The sequence below is a fragment of the Candidatus Pelagibacter sp. PS_43 genome, from assembly GCF_059417795.1.
Genome location: NZ_CM182066.1, coordinates 727,153 through 744,248 on the forward strand (window position 1 = coordinate 727,153; position 17,096 = coordinate 744,248).

Genomic DNA, 17,096 nt, shown 5'->3' on the forward strand with positions numbered 1-17,096 from the left:
AAAACATTTTAACTTTTATTTAAATAAAGTATTAGTTACGGATGATTAAAAAGTTACATATATTTCTTGGCGCAACTGTCGCAGATGCAGCATCACGACCTTTGCATTGGGTATATGATGAAAAAAAACTGAAATCTTATATTAAAGGAAAAAAAAATATTGCCTTCTTTAAGCAAAATAGATCTCCATTCTATTCTATTAAAACTGGAGAAGTTTCTGGTTACAACGATGTAGGTCAAGTAATGTTTAGAACATTAACAAAAACTACTAATCACAAAGAGGTCATTAAACTTTTTAGGAAGAATATTGTCAAAAATTTTGGGCCAGGTTCAAGATATTGGAAAAATTTATCCATAAGAAAAAAATATAAAAAGATTAAATGGAAAACAGCCATGAAAGGTCCATGGATCCATCAAAATATTTTAGAAACTATCAAAAATATTAAACTAAAAAAAACAATCACGGGTGGGACTAAAGTTAACGAGTCAGATGGATATTGTGCAAGTCTACCCTTTTATTTTTCAAACAATTCTGACCAAAAAACAAAACAAATTATAAGAACAGTTGCTAATGGCAAAATTAGTGAGCAATTTGCTTTAGCAAAACTTAAGATTATTGATTTAGCTGATAAAGGAGACAAGGATCCAGTTAATAGTTTTTTAAAAAAAAATTTAAAAAACAAATATTTTAAAAATGTGATTGAAAATATCAAAAAAGTTAAAAAAATTAAGTCAAAACCCCACAATTTTGTTGTAAAGAAATTTGGTAAAGCATGTAGTTATCCAGGCACTTTTAATGGTTCAATACATGCAATTATTACTTCTAAAAATTTTAAAACTGCAGTGATAAAAACAATTAAAGCTGGTGGATGTAATTGTTCTCGTGCCAATTTCGTTGGCGCTTATTTTGCAGCTTACAAAGGCTTAAAAGGTATTCCTCAAGATTGGATTAAAAAAACAAATCCTGTCAAATCTATACTAAAATTTATTGCTTAGATGCAAAACCCCTCAATTAAATACATTTTAAAGTTATCTATTCCAATTTTTTTTGCAAACTTGGCTATTCCACTTGTTGGTATTATTGATACTGGTTTAATGGGTAATCTTGGTAACTTGTCATATTTATCAGCAACTTCGGTAGCTGCTAATTTATTTTCGATGATTTTTTGGAGCTTTGGTTTTTTAAGAATGGGAACTGTTGGTTTGGTTTCACAAGCTTATGGTAAAGAAGATTACTCAGAAATATTTAATATTGTTGTTCGAAATTTAGTTTTTGTTTTACTTATTTCATTGATCTTAATTTTATTACAAAGTTATATATTCAATCTAAGTGTAGATATTTTTAATTTATCAGACACTACTAAGCAATTTTATCAGGATTACTTTCAAATAAGAATTTATTCAGCACCTGGTGAATTAACACTTTACATTATAACTGGTTTATTTGTTGGATTACAGAAGACAAAAACCTCGAGTTTAGCCGTTGGTCTTTTTTCAATTCTAAATATAATTTTAAGTATTATTTTAGTTTCAGCATTTGATTTAAATATCAAAGGGGTTGCTTATGGGACTTTATTTTCAGCACTTTTAATATCTACAACATTTCTAGGTTATACATTTTGGTATCTAAATAAAATGTCTAAAATTAATGTTAACATTAATAAATTAATAGATCTTAATAAACTTAAAAATATTTTTAACATTAATCTAAACATATTTATTAGAACTATATTGTTAACCTTTTCATTTTTTTGGTTCACTTATCTTGGCAGTCAAATTGGTGAAGACTATATTGCCGCAAATGCCATCTTGATTAACCTAGTCTTTTTGTCTGCTTTCATTCTTGATGCTTACGCATTTTCAACTGAAGGTATGGTTGGATATTCTTTGGGTAAAAAAGATATAAGCTTATTTAAAAAAATTGTTAAAAACTCTTTTATTTTAAGTACACTTACTGGATTAATTATTTCGATAATTTATTTTTTTATTAACAATTATGTCATTACATTAATGTCTGATATTGAAAGTATTAGAAATCTAAGTTCGTCTTTTGCTGTTTGGCTTATACTTATGCCTTTAATTTCTTCATTCTGTTATCAGTTTGATGGAATATTTATTGGTGCTTCACAAACAAAAGAGCTGAGAAATGCTATGATTTTCTCTGTATTTTCTTATTTATTGATGTCTTTATATTTAACAAAGTTAATTGGCAATACCGGTATCTGGATATCTTTAAGTTTATTCATGGTGTTAAGGGCCCTATCTTTGTTTTATTATCTAGACAAAATTTATTTAAGATTTCCTACTGGGAAATAAATTCAACTAGCTCCGATAAGATGCTATTATAAATTAATGTTATTTAGACAACTATTTGATAAAACCTCTAGCACTTTTACGTATCTGATAGCTTCTGCAAAAGGAAGGGAAGCACTTATTATTGACCCTGTTTTAGATAATATTAATGAATATATTGGTTTGCTAAATGAATTAGATTTAAGATTGGTAAAAGTAATTGATACCCATATTCATGCTGATCATATTACTGGTGCTAGCAAATTAAAAGATCAAACAAATTGCACAACTATTATGGGTGAACAAACTCCAGCCAACGCAGTAGATTTAGAAGTAAAAGATGAGGAAATTATTAAACTTGATCAGATAGAAATAAAAGCACTTTATACACCAGGGCACACTTCTGACAGTTTTAGTTTTTTGATGAATGATTGCTTATTTTCTGGGGACACGTTGCTTATAAATGGTACTGGTAGAACAGATTTTCAAAACGGAAGTGCTAAAGATGCATACAACTCGATTTTTAATAAACTTTTAAAACTTCCAGAAAAAACTCTACTATATCCTGCGCATGATTATAATGGTGAAAAAGTTAGTTCTATAGGAAAAGAAAAAAAATTTAATCCTAGATTACAAGTTAGCAGTGAAAATGAATATGTAGAAATTATGAATAACCTTAATCTTCCAGAACCAAAAATGATGGATGTTAATGTTGCTAGAAATATTAAATTAGGAGCTTAGATTTATATAGAGGTTTTTATAGCTTCGTAAATTAAATCCCTACTCGTTTCACCAATACTTCTATAAACTTCTTTATTATCTTTAAAAATTAAAAGTGTAGTTTGATATTGTACATTTAGTAGATTTGAAATTTCTTTATTTTCTATATTGAACGTGAAGTATTCAATATTATCAAATTCATTCTTGGCTTTATTTAAAACTTTCATTTGGCTCGCACAAGATGAGCAATATTTCACCCATGAACTTACCACTACAACTTTTCCATCTGATTGAGCTTTATCAAACAACTCTTTAGTAAAAGTTGTTTTTTTTTCATCTGCATTAGCATTAAATGCAAATATACAAAAAATAAATATAAAAATCTTTTTCATATAATCTTATACAACAAATATTAAAAACCAATAAGAAATTAATCCAGCAAAAATTGTCGCAATTATGTTTTTACTTAAATAGCCAACAAGTATAGCAAATATTGCAGCTAGTATTTTAGGGTTATTCTCTAAATCTAAAGAACCAGAGTTATCTAAAAATATTGGTGGAAAAATTATTGCTGGAAAAATAGCCGATGGAACATATGACAAAATTTTTTTCATTTTATAATTCAATATGTCCTCCTTTAATAAAAATATCATAGAGAACCTTGTTAAGTAGGTAATTATTCCACAGTAAATAATTGTCGACCAATGCATTATTTTTGTTTTAAGTTGATTAAAGTTAATAATGTAGCAACCAATAAGGCTGATAGTGCTGCTACAATGATGTATGCTTGAAATGGTATTGTATTATAACCAATAGTTGCAACTACCCCTGATACCAACATTACAATAATATTTTTAAACTTTCTAAAATCATTAATTAACAAAGCTAAAAAAGTTAAAGAAATAGTAAAACTTAAACCTAATTCTTCTGGTACAACAGACCCTAGAACTATACCTAAGGCTGTTGATATTTGCCAAACTGTCCAGCAGGTAAAACCAGCTCCTAATAAGTGGTAATGCTTGTAGTTATTCTTTTTATTATTTTTAAAATAAGTATTTGAAACTGCAAATGCTTGATCAATCAACACATAAGATAATATAAGTTTCCAGGTTAATTTTAAATGAGATAAATATTCAGAAAAAACTGCTCCATATAACAAATGTCTAGAATTTACGGCTCCAACAGATGTTATTGTAACTAAAGAAGATGCTCCGCCTGAGAATAATTGAAGCAAAACTATTTGAGAAGCGCCACCAAATATTATAATCGACATCCCAAATGTCATGTACGCAGTGAGACCTAATTCCATTCCAATAACACCAAAAATAATTCCAAATGGAACCACAGGTATCATTAAAGGACTTACATCAATTATTCCTCTAGATAAGGTTTTTAATCTATCATTCATTTTAAGTTAAGTTTTGTATTAAAAACAAACTATATGTTCAATATTAATTGGTCTCTTGATACCAAATTTTTCATCTACTTCATGCTGATGGATATGGTGAGAGTGCACAAAAACTGGTATTAATTTATTACTTGCTGTTTTAAGGGTATAGATAAAATTTGTTCCTCTAAATTTTCTATCGACTACTTCTAATTTTAAATTACTTTGATCATCATGTTCTAAATCTTCTGGTTGTAGTAAAAGTTGAACTTCAGATCCTTTTGGATAATGTTTTATAAAATCTCCAGTTATTGTTCCTAAATCAGCACTCTCTAAACTGTTTTCACCAGTGACTTTTGCTGGAATTAAAATTCCTCTATTCAGAAAATTAACCACCTCTATTGAGTTTGGAAAATGGTAAACATTATACGGGTCGTCGTATTGTTTAAGTTGACCATCTAGAATTATTCCACATTTAGTTCCCAGATAAAAAGCCTCATAAGAGTCATGCGTTACGATAATTGTTGTAATTTTATGCTCTGTTAAAATTTGCTTTAATTTTACTTGTATTTCCTCTTTGAAGTTCTGATCGACGTTTGAAAGAGGCTCATCTAATAACAATAAATCAGGATTAGATAACAAAGACCTTGCTAATGAAGCTCTTTGAGCTTCTCCAGAACTTATCTGATGTGGAAATTTATCAATCACATGATCGATATGAAGAAATTTAATTATATCATTTAAATTTAAACTTTTCTTTTTCTTTTTATTTCTATCTGCACCAAATTTTATATTTTCTAAAACTGTATAATGGGGGAAAAGTGAATTATCCTGAAACCCCATAGAAATATTTCTATTTTCAGGTTCAATATGAGTATTATCAGATGATAAAATTTTATTTTTTAAAACAATCTTCCCTGATTGTATTTTTTCCAAACCTGCAATTGTTCTAAGTATAGTAGTTTTGCCAATACCAGATGGTCCTAACAAACAAACAATGTCTCCTTGATTTTCAATAGTTAGAGAAACATTATTCACTTTACTCTGAGCACTCGCTGCAAATGTTACATTGTTAATTTCTAAAAAATTTTTTGTCATAATCTTAATCCTTAAGGATATATCTAGATGTAATTAAAATAAAGCAACTTGCAATAAGTATAAGTAATAATGATGGAGCAGCTGCAGCTTCAAGTAAATCTTGGGAAGCATAAATATATGCTTTTGTTGCAAAGGTTTCGAAATTAAATGGTCTCATAATCAAGGTAATGGGTAATTCCTTAATTATCTCTATAGTTAATAAAATACCTATTAATAAAACTGAATTCTTTAAATAAGGAAGGTGAATATTCTTAAATGTTTTAAATTTTGAATAACCAAGAAGATAAGCACTCTCATCTATCGAATAATTAATTTTTAGGTAGCCTGATTTAATTCCATTGCTTGCTAATGAATAAAATCTTATAAAATAAATTAGAACCAGTCCTAAAACAGACCCAATAAAAATAGATTTTATCGATTCTGTTCCAAGGTAATTAATCATATTAAGATCAAGCCATGAAATAAATGTTATAAAAGCGACAGCTAAAATAATTCCAGGTATTGCATATCCTGAAATAGAAAATGTGTTTAACATTTCTAGAAATTTACTTTTTGAAACTCTATTTCCATAGTTTGAAATAAAGGCTAATAATATTAATACGCAACATGATAAGAAAATCAATAACATCGTATTTGAAAATAATTCAATTAAATTCAAATCTAATAAATGTTTTGGAAAAATAATTGTCCAATATAACATTTGAAAAACTGGAAATAAAAAACTTAAGAAAAATACAACCATGCAAAAAAAAGAAGCTAAAATTGATTTATAATTAGATAATTGAATTACAGATTTTGATTTAAATCCTCCTTTTGAAGATGTGTGATATTGAGCTTTCTTCCTTGATAAATTTTCTAAAACAAATAACCCAAGTATAAAAATTAACAAGTAAGAAGATAACCTGTTTGCTAAAGTAAGGTCATCAAAAGATATCCACGCATTATAAATTCCTGTTGTTAAAGTGGACACTCCAAAAAATGATACTGAACCAAAATCTGATAAAGTTTCCATCGCAACCAAAGAAAGACCAGCAACTATTGAGGGTCTTGCTGATGGTAAGATTATTTTAAAGAATGATTTTTGTTTTGAAAAACCAAGGTTTTTTCCAAGTTCTAGCAAGTTTTGTGACTGATAATGAAATGATGCTCTAGTTAGCACATAAACATAACCAAATAGTGAAAATGATATTGAAATTATTGCACCTAACATTCCATCAAACTTAGGGATATGAGTATTATAATTTCCCTCACCTAATAAGTTTTTTAAAATTGAAAAAGCTGTTCCATAGTTTTCAAAAAAAGCGGTTAATGAGTATGCATATATATAAGCAGGTACAGCAAAAGATAAAATTAAAGCCCATTTAAAAAAATTAACACCAGGAAATTTGTAAAATGAAACTAAATAAGCACAACCAACACCTATAATAAAAGTTAAAGTTAAAACACCTATCAAAAGTATTAATGAATTATAAATATAATCTAAAAGAAAAGTATTTTTTAAAACTGAAACATAGTTTCCAGTTATTTCAAAGAAACTACTGAATACAGTTATAATGGGTACAGCTACAATTATAGATATTATAAATGAACTAAAATACCAAATGTTAATTTTATTACCCATTTTTTAACAACACACTAATAACATCAAGCAGGGTAATTAACTTAATATTAAAAGTGTGTTGTGTTATATAACCTCTTTATTTCCACCTCGCGTTAAGCATTATCTCTACCGCGGTAGCTTGATTTTTTCCATAATTAGCTACTTTAGTTTTAAGATCTTGTTTAAAATCAAAACCCATTTGTTTAATTAACTCATGAGGCTCAACTCCTTTAATCATTGGATACTCATACGTATTATTAACAATATGTTGTTGGGCTTCTTTAGTTAATAAAAACTCTAACAGTTTAATTGCGTTATCTTTATTTGGAGCATATTTTAATATACCACCACCACTAATATTCATATGTGTTCCCCTATCATCCTGATTTGGGAAAAATGGTAATACTTTTTTTGCAGCCATTTGTTGCTCTTCTCCTTTACTGCCAGAAAGCATCAACGCATAATAATAAGTATTTGCAACTGCAAGATCAGCTTCTCCGGCTGCGACAGCTAAAATCTGAGCTCTATCATTACCCTTTGAGTCTCTAGCCATATTTGTAACTAAATTTTTTGCCCATTTAGTTGTATTTTTTTTTCCATTATTATCAATTAATGAAGCTACTAGAGATTGATTATAAATATTATTAGATTGTCTTATAACAATTCTACCTTTCCACTTAGGATCAGCAAGACCTTCATAAGTCAATCCATTAAGATCATTGTCACTTACTCTCTCTGGAGAGTAATAAATTATTCGTGCTCTTTTAGCTATTCCTGTCCAATTTTTAGATCTAAAGTTTGCCGGTACTGCAGATTTAATTGCTGGCGACATAGAGTTTTGAAACATCCCTTTTAAATCGAAAAGTCCTAACTTTCCAGCATCAGCTGTAATATAAAGATCGGCTTTGGAATCTTTTCCTTCTTCTATAATTCTTTTTTGAAGAGATTTATCTTTGCCAGATATGACATTAACTTTAATTCCAGTTTGAGATGTAAATTTTTTGTAAAGCTGGATATCTGAATCGTAATGTCTTGCACTAAAAACATTAACTTCATTAGCTAAAGTCATGCTTTTAAAAAAACTCAGGGTTAATATAATAAGTATAATTTTTTTCATTTTTCCTTCATTTCTTTACCCTTAATTAGTTTAGAATGCTTATTATTAACATTGCGAATGATTATCAATCGCATTTATTGACGCAGTTTACAATGGTTAATTAAGTTAATATCCGGATAAGCAGATTACTTAGGAAAGACATGAATGCATAAAACCCTATAAAGAAATTGCAGTACATTATTGAGACAGCCCGGTTTCTAACTCTTCTTTTTCTTACAAATGGCTTATCATCAAGGTCTGAAACATCTCTTTCTCCAATTACTTGATAGTCATATGACCAACGCCATACAGAATTACCAAAACGTTCATCTGTATTATTGTAATAGATAATCCAAGCAACAATGTATCTGTGAGAAATATAGAGAATAATTAAAAGTAAACTACTTATAAACATCCAAATATATAATCATATTTAGAAAGCTTATTAAAGACTAATTAAAACTGTTCAGATTCTGTTGATCCTGCCATAGCTGTTGTAGAGCTTTTTCCACTACTTATAGTATTTGAAACTGCATCAAAATAAGATGTTCCAACTTCTCTTTGATGTTTAACACTTGTGTAACCATCTTTTTCTCTAGCAAATTCAAGCTCTTGGATTTTAGAATAAGCAGTCATTCCTTCTGTTTTATATTTTTCAGCAAGTTCAAAAATTGCAATATTTTGAGTATGAAATCCTGCAAGAGTTATAAACTGGAATTTATATCCCATCTCACTAATTTTTTGCTGAAATGTTGAAATCTCAGCATCTGATAAATGTTTTTTCCAATTGAACGAGGGAGAGCAGTTGTAAGCCAACAATTTACCAGGAAACTTTTCATGAATTGCATCCGCAAACTTTTTTGCTTCTTCTAAGTTTGGTGTTGCAGTTTCACACCAGATTAAATCTGAATAAGGAGCATAAGCTAAACCCCTTGAGATTGCTTGATCAATTCCATGTTTAACATAATAAAAGCCTTCTGGTGACCTTTCACCAGTTAAAAATGGTTTATCATTTTCATCAAAATCATTAGTGATTAATTTTGCAGCATTTGCATCTGTTCTTGCTAGAATTATTAATGGTACATCTGCAATATCTGCAGCTAGTCTTGCAGCTTTTAAGTTTTTAATCATAGTGCCAGTTGGAACTAAAACTTTTCCACCCATATGGCCACATTTTTTTTCACTAGCTAATTGATCTTCAAAGTGAACACCAGCTGCACCTGCTTTAATGAATTTTTTTGTTAACTCAAAAACATTTAATGGACCACCAAATCCTGCTTCACCATCTGCAATAATTGGTAGCATATAATCTGTTCTATCTTTTGATTTCATATCACCATCTTGTAATTCCATATGTTGAATTTGATCTGCTCTTATTAGAGCATTGTTCATCGACTCAACTAATTTTGGTGCACTATCATATGGGTATAAAGACTGATCAGGATACATTTCGCCAGCAGTATTTGCATCAGCTGCTACTTGCCATCCACTTAAATAAATTGCTTTTAATCCAGCTTTAGCGTGTTGGACAGCATGATTTCCAGAGAGTGAACCCAATGTATTAATATAATTTTCTGAATTCAATAAATCCCATAATTTTTTAGATTGGTGTTTGCACATAGAATATTCAATTTTAATTGAACCTCTTAATCTCTCAACTTCTTCTGGGGTGTAGTCTCTTTTTATTCCTAAAAATCTTTTTAAATCGTATGAAACTTTAGCTTCTGAGCTCATAGGTAAGTCTTTCTAAATTATGTATTAAGAAAATTAAATTGTGTCTAAATTAACAGTAATAGGATTTATTTTTTTTCACTAAATTCTTGAGTGAATTCATTCATCCCACTAGAACCCCAATCACAATGATCGTCTCTTAGGTAAACACCTGATTGACTAAATTGATTCTGATTGTTGTTTTCGTTAATTTCTCTTTGATTTTCTTGTTTTTTATTTGTGTTTTTATTGTTCATGTAAACTTTATAATTTACAAAATTTACAAAATCTAATTAAATCGATAAAAACCTTGTAAAACAAAGAAATTTGTTGTAAATTAAAATTTACAAAATTTACAAATAGAAATTATGAGTCAAATTGATTTAAAAATTGGTCCTAAAATAAAGGCTTTTAGACGACAGTTAGGACTACAAGCTAATAAACTTTCGGAAGATCTGGGTATTTCTCCAAGTTATTTAAATTTAATTGAAAGCGGAAAAAGAAAAATAGATGGAGATTTGCTGCTTAAGGTTTGTGAAAAATTAAATATTCAGCTCTCAGACTTAACATCAAAAACAGATGTTAACTTAGAAAATACTATTTCAGAAATTTTAGATGATAAATTGTTTGAAGACCTAGATATTCTTGGTCCTGAAGTTAAAGACCTTGTTGGAACAAATCCTAAGATTGGTAGAGCTCTTGTGAGATTAGGAGATATTCTTAAAAAGAAAGATCATGAGCTAATTAATAAAATAGAAAAAATATCAGGTAAGATAGTTGATAATAGAAAAAACTCTTTTCCAGGAGAAGTAATATCTGATTTTCTTCAAGAACATAAAAACTATTTTCCAAAATTAGAAGAGTTTGCAAATAAAGTTTTTGATAAAATTCAAAAAAATAACAGAACTCGATATATTTCTTTATGTGAATATTTAAATAAAGAATATTCAATTACAGTTAAAGATATTTTACCAGAAGAGGGAAAGCCTTTTTCTAAAATTTATAATAAAAATAAAAAAGAACTCTTATTAAGTGATTATAGTTCTTTGGAGACAAAAAAACTTCATGCAGCAGCTCAGATTGCACAAGAAGGTGCAATGAAAGATATTGATAATTATCTATCTAAATTTTCTTTTCCTTCAGAAGAATCAAAAGAATTGACTAAAGTTGCTTTATTAAATTATTGTGGTGCAGCAATTTTAATGCCTTACAAACCTTTTCATACTGAATGTAAAAAATTGAAATATGATTTAGAGCTATTACAAAATACATTTGCAACTTCTTTTGAACAAGTTGCTCACCGTGTAACATGCTTACAAGATCCAAAATTACCTGGAATTCCTTTTCACATGCTTAGAGTTGACATGGCAGGAAATATCTCAAAAAGATTTTCTTTATCAGGAATTGATATACCAAGATATGGTGGTGCATGTCCTAGATGGAATGTTTATTCGGCATTTACTCGACCAGGTGTAATTCAAGCAGCTGTTAGTAAAATGACTAATGGTGAAAAATATGTTTGTATCGCAAGAACTGTGGAAAAAGGTGTTGGAAGATATGGTCGATCAAAAAGTATATTATCAATTGGTCTTGGCTGTGACGCAAAGTATGCAAAAGACTTTGTGTACACTGAAAATATTAATGTTAGTGATAAAACTACTGAAATTCCTATCGGTGTATCTTGCAGAACTTGTGATAGATTGGATTGTTCACAAAGAGCCTTTCCACCGTTACATAAAAAATTTGATGTAGATATTAATTCTAGAGGTGTCTCAGTATATGTAAACGATAAGTCTAGTTAATTAAGACTTCCAATCACCAATTTTACTGAACAGAAAATTTCTAAATGCTGTAATTCTTGCTGTATTTTTAAGTGATTGCGGATAAACAAAATGTGCTTCGGTAATTGGACCTTCTGAATTGGGAAGAACTTTAATTAAATTTGTCGAATTTGTAACTAAGTATTCTGGTAAAGCTGCTAGTCCAACTCCAGTTTCAACAGCAAGTAATAGACCCATAACACTATTTACTTTCATTATAGATTTCCTTTTTTTTCCATCTTTAATACCAAGTTTTAATGCCCAATCAGGATTATATACTGGTGATGGAGCACCTTTTCCAAACGAAATAAATCTATGTTTGTTTAAATCATTAATTGTTTTAGGCATCCCATGTTTTTCTAAGTATTTATAAGAACCATAAATATAATACTTAATATCAACTAATTTTTTTTGAATATAATTAAGCTGCTTAGGTCTTCTCATAAAAATTCCAATATCAGCTTGTCTAGTACTTAGATCAAGTTCCTTATCATCAAAGATTAATTCAATTTCAATTTCTGGATTTAAAGTCATAAATTCTTGAATTCTTGGAGTTAGCCAGTGAGTCCCGAAGCTTCTAACAGTTGTAATTGTTAGTTTACCAGTTGGTTTATTTTTTTGATCACCTAACGTAGATTCAACTTCTTTTAGTTTACTAATTACATCATGAGCTGTTTTAAACACATATTCACCATTTTCAGTTAATGTAAGACCTCTTGCGTGTCTTTCAAAGAGCTGTACTTTTAGATCCTGTTCTAAAGATTGAATTTGTCTACTTATTGCAGACTGACTAAGGTTTAAGTTTATTGTTGCATTAGTAAAGCTTCCAGCTTCTGCAACTGCATGAAAAATTTTTAATTTATCCCAGTCCATTATTTATTTACATCAACAATATATCTTCCGGATGTTTCACCTTTTAACATTTTTGGATATATGTCTATTAAATCCACCAAACTTATTGTCTTTATTGATTTTTCTAATTGTTCAAAATCAATAATATTTTTAACTTCGTTCCAAACAAATTCTCTTCTCTTTATTGATGCTGTAACAGAGTTTATTCCCCAAAGTTTAACACCTCTTATAATAAAAGGCATAACTGTAGTATTTAATTTATAATCAGACGCATTTCCACAGGCTGCAACAATTCCATTATCTCTAGTTTGTGCTAATGCATTAGCAAGTATTTTACCACCAACGGTATCAACAACACCGTCCCATAACCCTTTATCTAATGGCCTTGGATCCTTATCTAGATCTGCTTTATTTATTATATTTTTTGCACCTAACGTTCTTAAGTATTCTTCATTTTCAGATTTTCCGGTAACAGCTGTAACATCATAACCAAATTTATTTAAAATCATTACCGCAATACTTCCAACGCCTCCAGATGCACCGGTTACTAGAACATCTTTTACTTTTTCTCCTAATAAAAGTTCTTCTCTAGCTTTGATTGCAAAAGAACATAGTAAAGCTGTAAGACCTGCTGTGCCTAAAATCATTGCTTGTTTAGATGTTACATCTTTTGGTTTTTTAACCAAATAATCACCGTTAACTTTTGCAAGCTGAGAATAGCCACCAAAATAAATTTCTCCTACTCTCCAACCTGTTAGAATTACCTCATCTCCTTTTACAAACTTTGAGTTATCACTTTCTATAACAGTACCTGCAAAATCAATACCAGGAATATGCGGAAATTCTTTTACTAGTTTTGCACCATTATTTAAAATAAGCGCATCTTTATAATTTAAATCTGAATAATCTACTTTAACAGTAACATCTCCATGTTTTAAAAATGATTTCTCAATTGACTTTACTTCTCTAGTAAAATTTTCACCTTCTTGATTGAGAATTAATGCTTTAAAATTATCTGACATACTTTTCCTCCTTGGGAAAGTTACTTACTAATAAATCTTAGATATCTATTTTGAATACTTAAATCTTTTTTAAATTCCCCTAAAAAATAATTTGTAACAGTTGTTGCATTTTCTTTTTTAATACCCCTCATTGTCATACATTGATGTGCAGCGTCAATTGTTACTGCAACTCCTTTTGCATCTAATGAAGTCATTAAAGCTTGTGCAACTTGCATTGTAAGTCTCTCTTGAGTTTGCAATCTTTTTGAAAAGACTTCTACAACTCTTGCAAGTTTACTTAATCCTACAACTCTTTCATTTGGAATATAGGCAACATGTGCTGTTCCAACTATTGGTGCCATATGATGTTCACAGTGACTAGTTACTGAAATATTTTTTTCAACAACCATGTCGTCATAACCCTCAACATCACCAAAGGTTTTTTCTAATATCTTATTTGCATCCTCGGCATATCCACCAAAATATTCTTTAAATGCTTTAACAACTCTTTTGGGTGTTTCAAGTAAACCTTCTCTAGAAGGATCTTCACCCATCCAAGTTAAAATAGTTTTAAAAGCTTCTTCAGCTTCCTTATCAGAAACTTTCTTGGTATCTAAAACTTTATTATTTATGTCTTCAACTAATTTCACAACGCAAGTTTATACAGTAAATCATTGTTTTTAAAATATTTAATATATTGAGTAATATGCTACATAATAACCTGATTATGTTTAAAAAAAGAGAAAATATCCTAGAAATTGAAGAAGGCAAATATCTATCTCCCAAGTTCGATAATGATGGATTAATACCGGTTATTACAATGTGTTCAAAAACTAGAGATATCTTAATGCATGGATATATGAATGTTGAAGCTTTAAAGAAGACTATAGAAACAAAAGAAGCTCATTATTTTAGTAGATCAAGACAGCAAATTTGGCACAAAGGCAAAACTAGTGGGTATACCCAAAAAATAACAGAAATCAGAATTGATGATGATCAAGACTCAGTTTGGATTACAGTTGATATTGGTGATGGTGCTAGTTGTCATGTTGGTTATAGATCATGTTTTTATAGATCAATTCCACTAGGTCCGATCGACAATGGTAGAGAAATTGAGATGAAGTTTGAAGAAAAAGAAAAATCTTTTGACCCTGAGATTGTCTATAAAGGTCAACCTAACCCTACAAAAATTTAAATGGCTGACAAACAAAAAAATGTTCTAGGTGAAGATCTAGAGGAATGTTCTAACAGCCCATTAACAGGATGGTATAGAGATGGTTGCTGCAATACTGATGAAAATGATCATGGTGTTCATACTGTTTGTGCAAAAGTTACAACTGAATTTTTAGAATGGTGCAAAGAAGCTGGTAATGATTTAATAACACCACATCCTGAATTTGGTTTTCCAGGACTTAAAGATGGAGATGGTTGGTGTGTTTGTGCCAGTTGGTATGCAAGAGCTGTTGATGCTGGAAAAAGTTGTCCTGTATATTTAAAAAGAACACATGAAAAAACTTTAAAGCTTGTTTCTATGGAAGCTCTAAAAAAAAATGCAATCGATTTATCTTGATTATTTTTAATTGAGAAATCATTTTCTTGTAAAAAAACCCATTATGAACTATTCAATTAAATAATGGAAATTGTCACAAAAATTGCTCCGTTAGGTTTAGCTATAATAATGTTGGGACTTGGAATGAGTCTAACAATTAAGGATTTTACAAGAGTAGTTAAGTTTCCAAAAGATTTTTTAGTTGGTTTAATTTGTCAGATGCTTGTTCTTCCAATTATTGCATTCGCTCTTATTAAATTATTAAATACTCCGCTTGAGCTTGCATTGGGAGTAATGATAATTGCAGCTGCTCCTGGGGGTGTAACATCAAATGTACTCACTAAATTTGCAGATGGAGACGTCGCTTTATCAATAACGCTAACAGCAATTATTAGCTTAGTTAGTATTATATCTGTTCCTTTTATTATTTTTCTTTCAATTGATTTATTAAATATCAATTATATTACAAAAGAATTTTCTATGGTTGGTATTTCCTTAAAAATGTTTTTTGTTGTTACTGTCCCAGTTTTAATAGGAATGATTATTCGTCATTTTGCTGAGAATTTAATTTTAAATAATGTTTTATTAATTCAGAGAATTTCAATAGCTTTATTTGTCTTGGTATTTATCGCGATCTATATTGAAGAATGGGATAATATTGCAAGCTTTATAAAGCAGGCTGGTTTGATTGCATTAATACTTAATATTGTAATGATGATTGTAGGTTTTTGTGTTGCAAAATTTTTTACATCAGGTGTTGCGCAACAAAGATGTATATCTCTAGAGTGTGGTTTACAAAATGGAACATTGGCTGTATTTGTTTCAACCCAATTATTTGATGAGATGGTTTATATCGTACCTACAGCAGCTTACGCATTAGTGATGATGGTAACTTCTTTGCTTTTTGTCTATATTGTAAAAAAGAGCAGCTAAAATTTAATCATTTTTCATTAAGCATAAATTATAAACACGTGTAGCAAATTTAGATAATTTGTCCAAGGTTATTTTTTGTACCTCTAATACTTTTTGTGCATGATGACCAGTTGAACTATAATGTTTTTTGTTATCAACTTTTAAAAATTTTTCTTTTATTAGTTTATTTAATTTTCTAATAACTGTAGCTCTTGGTATCCCTGTTATATCTGAAATAGACATTGCGTTAACACCTGTTTCACTTCTTTGGTCACTCCACATATACTTTTCTAAGTAAAATTCTTTACTCATTTCACTATTATCATGTTTTTTTGAGTGTAAAGCTTGATTAATTATACAAACGCCATTAACATGAAAACTTTCCAAGTCACCAAAAACTTTTTTATAACCTAATAACATAGGGAATTGCATTTCATAATAAAGTATCCAAACAAATGAAAAATATTCCTTACATATTTTTGTTAAAATTTCATTGCTGAACGGTTCAGATATTTTCCTTTCAGTAACACATATTTTTGAAAGAATGGATAAAAATCTTGTTATTCTTTTTATCGTATCATCAGGTTTAATATTTGGCCAAGTATTTCTGTCAATTATAATCTTTTTATTAATTTTTTTTATTACACCCATTTTTTCTAATTCATTAATTTTTCTTCTAGTTGTTTCTTTTGCTATATTTAGGGATTTAGATATTTCCATTACATTAATTTTTTCTATTTCAAACTCACTTTGATTAAAATACTCATCATAATTTAACGTCGTAAGATTTTTGGCGTAAGTTTCAAATGTGCTCTTCAATAAATACATGACGATCATATATTTTTCATAATCATAAAAAGTCCTATAAACACTATTAACCCATGTTAATTGTAATGGTGCCCAAACAGGAATAATCGAAGCATAGTTTTTCTCTATTACTTCTCGTATGACCTCACTATGAATTTGTTTTGATAGTTCAGGTAAAAATTTAGACATAAATTATATTTTAACCCAAAATGAACATAATTGAGACTAGAGTCAACCCAAAATGAACAAATGC

At 29.2% G+C, this 17,096-nt stretch carries 18 protein-coding genes and 1 pseudogene; 7 read left to right on the forward strand and 12 right to left on the reverse strand.

Annotated elements, in window-relative coordinates; translation table 11 throughout:
- The first annotated feature begins 41 nt into the window (after nucleotides 1-41).
- From AC5SLL_RS04015 to AC5SLL_RS04025, 3 genes and pseudogenes are all read left to right on the forward strand, one after another.
- Complete coding sequence (locus AC5SLL_RS04015) at nucleotides 42-995, forward strand: ADP-ribosylglycohydrolase family protein (protein ID WP_494586182.1); 954 nt, start codon at nucleotides 42-44, stop codon at nucleotides 993-995.
- Nucleotides 996-2,315: an MATE family efflux transporter gene (locus AC5SLL_RS04020; protein ID WP_494586183.1), complete on the forward strand. Its 1,320-nt coding sequence runs from the start codon at nucleotides 996-998 to the stop codon at nucleotides 2,313-2,315.
- A gap of 36 nt (nucleotides 2,316-2,351) precedes the next feature.
- A pseudogene (locus tag AC5SLL_RS04025) lies at nucleotides 2,352-3,026 on the forward strand (MBL fold metallo-hydrolase); the annotation flags it as partial.
- Between the two features lie 8 nt (nucleotides 3,027-3,034).
- Here AC5SLL_RS04025 and AC5SLL_RS04030 read toward each other — a convergent pair.
- The 8 genes from AC5SLL_RS04030 to AC5SLL_RS04065 all read right to left on the reverse strand — a co-directional run bounded on the left by AC5SLL_RS04030 (nucleotide 3,035) and on the right by AC5SLL_RS04065 (nucleotide 10,159).
- Nucleotides 3,035-3,403, reverse strand: coding sequence for a thioredoxin family protein (locus AC5SLL_RS04030; protein ID WP_494586184.1), 369 nt, complete (start codon nucleotides 3,401-3,403; stop codon nucleotides 3,035-3,037).
- Between the two features lie 6 nt (nucleotides 3,404-3,409).
- A complete protein-coding gene (locus tag AC5SLL_RS04035; protein ID WP_494586185.1) occupies nucleotides 3,410-3,721 on the reverse strand; it encodes an AzlD domain-containing protein in 312 nt (103 codons plus the stop codon).
- Nucleotides 3,721-4,419, reverse strand: a complete 699-nt coding sequence (locus tag AC5SLL_RS04040; RefSeq protein ID WP_494586186.1) for an AzlC family ABC transporter permease — start codon at nucleotides 4,417-4,419, stop codon at nucleotides 3,721-3,723. The genes AC5SLL_RS04035 and AC5SLL_RS04040 overlap by 1 nt, the downstream gene beginning before the upstream one ends.
- An 18-nt stretch (nucleotides 4,420-4,437) precedes the next feature.
- Nucleotides 4,438-5,496, reverse strand: a complete 1,059-nt coding sequence (locus tag AC5SLL_RS04045; RefSeq protein WP_494586187.1) for an ABC transporter ATP-binding protein — start codon at nucleotides 5,494-5,496, stop codon at nucleotides 4,438-4,440.
- Between the two features lie 4 nt (nucleotides 5,497-5,500).
- Nucleotides 5,501-7,117 (reverse strand): ABC transporter permease, encoded by a 1,617-nt coding sequence (locus AC5SLL_RS04050; RefSeq protein WP_494586188.1) that lies wholly within the window; start codon nucleotides 7,115-7,117, stop codon nucleotides 5,501-5,503.
- A 76-nt stretch (nucleotides 7,118-7,193) separates the two neighbouring features.
- Nucleotides 7,194-8,213 carry an extracellular solute-binding protein gene (locus AC5SLL_RS04055; protein ID WP_494586189.1) on the reverse strand — a complete coding sequence of 340 codons (1,020 nt, stop codon included), beginning with the start codon at nucleotides 8,211-8,213 and terminating at the stop codon, nucleotides 7,194-7,196.
- Nucleotides 8,214-8,648: 435 nt separating this feature from the next.
- The gene (gene aceA, locus AC5SLL_RS04060; RefSeq protein WP_494586190.1) at nucleotides 8,649-9,926 is read right to left on the reverse strand and encodes an isocitrate lyase; all 1,278 of its coding nucleotides are present in this window, start codon (nucleotides 9,924-9,926) and stop codon (nucleotides 8,649-8,651) included.
- A gap of 65 nt (nucleotides 9,927-9,991) precedes the next feature.
- A complete protein-coding gene (locus AC5SLL_RS04065; protein ID WP_494572689.1) occupies nucleotides 9,992-10,159 on the reverse strand; it encodes a hypothetical protein in 168 nt (55 codons plus the stop codon).
- A gap of 111 nt (nucleotides 10,160-10,270) precedes the next feature.
- Here AC5SLL_RS04065 and AC5SLL_RS04070 point away from each other — a divergent pair, with 111 nt between their 5' ends.
- Nucleotides 10,271-11,704: a helix-turn-helix domain-containing protein gene (locus AC5SLL_RS04070; RefSeq protein WP_494586191.1), complete on the forward strand. Its 1,434-nt coding sequence runs from the start codon at nucleotides 10,271-10,273 to the stop codon at nucleotides 11,702-11,704.
- Here the strand turns inward: AC5SLL_RS04070 and AC5SLL_RS04075 are convergent, their stop codons facing one another.
- From AC5SLL_RS04075 to folE, 3 genes are read right to left on the reverse strand one after another with little or no spacing between them, the layout of a single operon-like run.
- Nucleotides 11,705-12,595, reverse strand: a complete 891-nt coding sequence (locus AC5SLL_RS04075) for a LysR family transcriptional regulator (RefSeq protein ID WP_494586192.1) — start codon at nucleotides 12,593-12,595, stop codon at nucleotides 11,705-11,707.
- Nucleotides 12,595-13,596, reverse strand: a complete 1,002-nt coding sequence (locus AC5SLL_RS04080; protein WP_494579153.1) for an oxidoreductase — start codon at nucleotides 13,594-13,596, stop codon at nucleotides 12,595-12,597. Before AC5SLL_RS04080 ends, AC5SLL_RS04075 begins: the two co-directional genes overlap by 1 nt.
- Before the next feature lie 20 nt (nucleotides 13,597-13,616).
- Nucleotides 13,617-14,225, reverse strand: a complete 609-nt coding sequence (gene folE, locus AC5SLL_RS04085) for a GTP cyclohydrolase I FolE (protein ID WP_271516874.1) — start codon at nucleotides 14,223-14,225, stop codon at nucleotides 13,617-13,619.
- A gap of 77 nt (nucleotides 14,226-14,302) precedes the next feature.
- Between folE and hisI the strand changes: the two genes are divergently transcribed.
- From hisI to AC5SLL_RS04100, 3 genes are all read left to right on the forward strand, one after another.
- Nucleotides 14,303-14,770, forward strand: a complete 468-nt coding sequence (gene hisI / locus AC5SLL_RS04090; RefSeq protein WP_271516876.1) for a phosphoribosyl-AMP cyclohydrolase — start codon at nucleotides 14,303-14,305, stop codon at nucleotides 14,768-14,770.
- A complete protein-coding gene (locus AC5SLL_RS04095; RefSeq protein ID WP_271516878.1) occupies nucleotides 14,771-15,145 on the forward strand; it encodes a DUF2237 domain-containing protein in 375 nt (124 codons plus the stop codon).
- A gap of 63 nt (nucleotides 15,146-15,208) precedes the next feature.
- Nucleotides 15,209-16,057 (forward strand): bile acid:sodium symporter family protein, encoded by an 849-nt coding sequence (locus AC5SLL_RS04100; protein ID WP_271516881.1) that lies wholly within the window; start codon nucleotides 15,209-15,211, stop codon nucleotides 16,055-16,057.
- A 3-nt stretch (nucleotides 16,058-16,060) separates the two neighbouring features.
- Here the strand turns inward: AC5SLL_RS04100 and AC5SLL_RS04105 are convergent, their stop codons facing one another.
- Nucleotides 16,061-17,032 (reverse strand): DeoR family transcriptional regulator, encoded by a 972-nt coding sequence (locus AC5SLL_RS04105; RefSeq protein WP_494586193.1) that lies wholly within the window; start codon nucleotides 17,030-17,032, stop codon nucleotides 16,061-16,063.
- Between the last annotated feature and the right edge of the window lie 64 nt (nucleotides 17,033-17,096).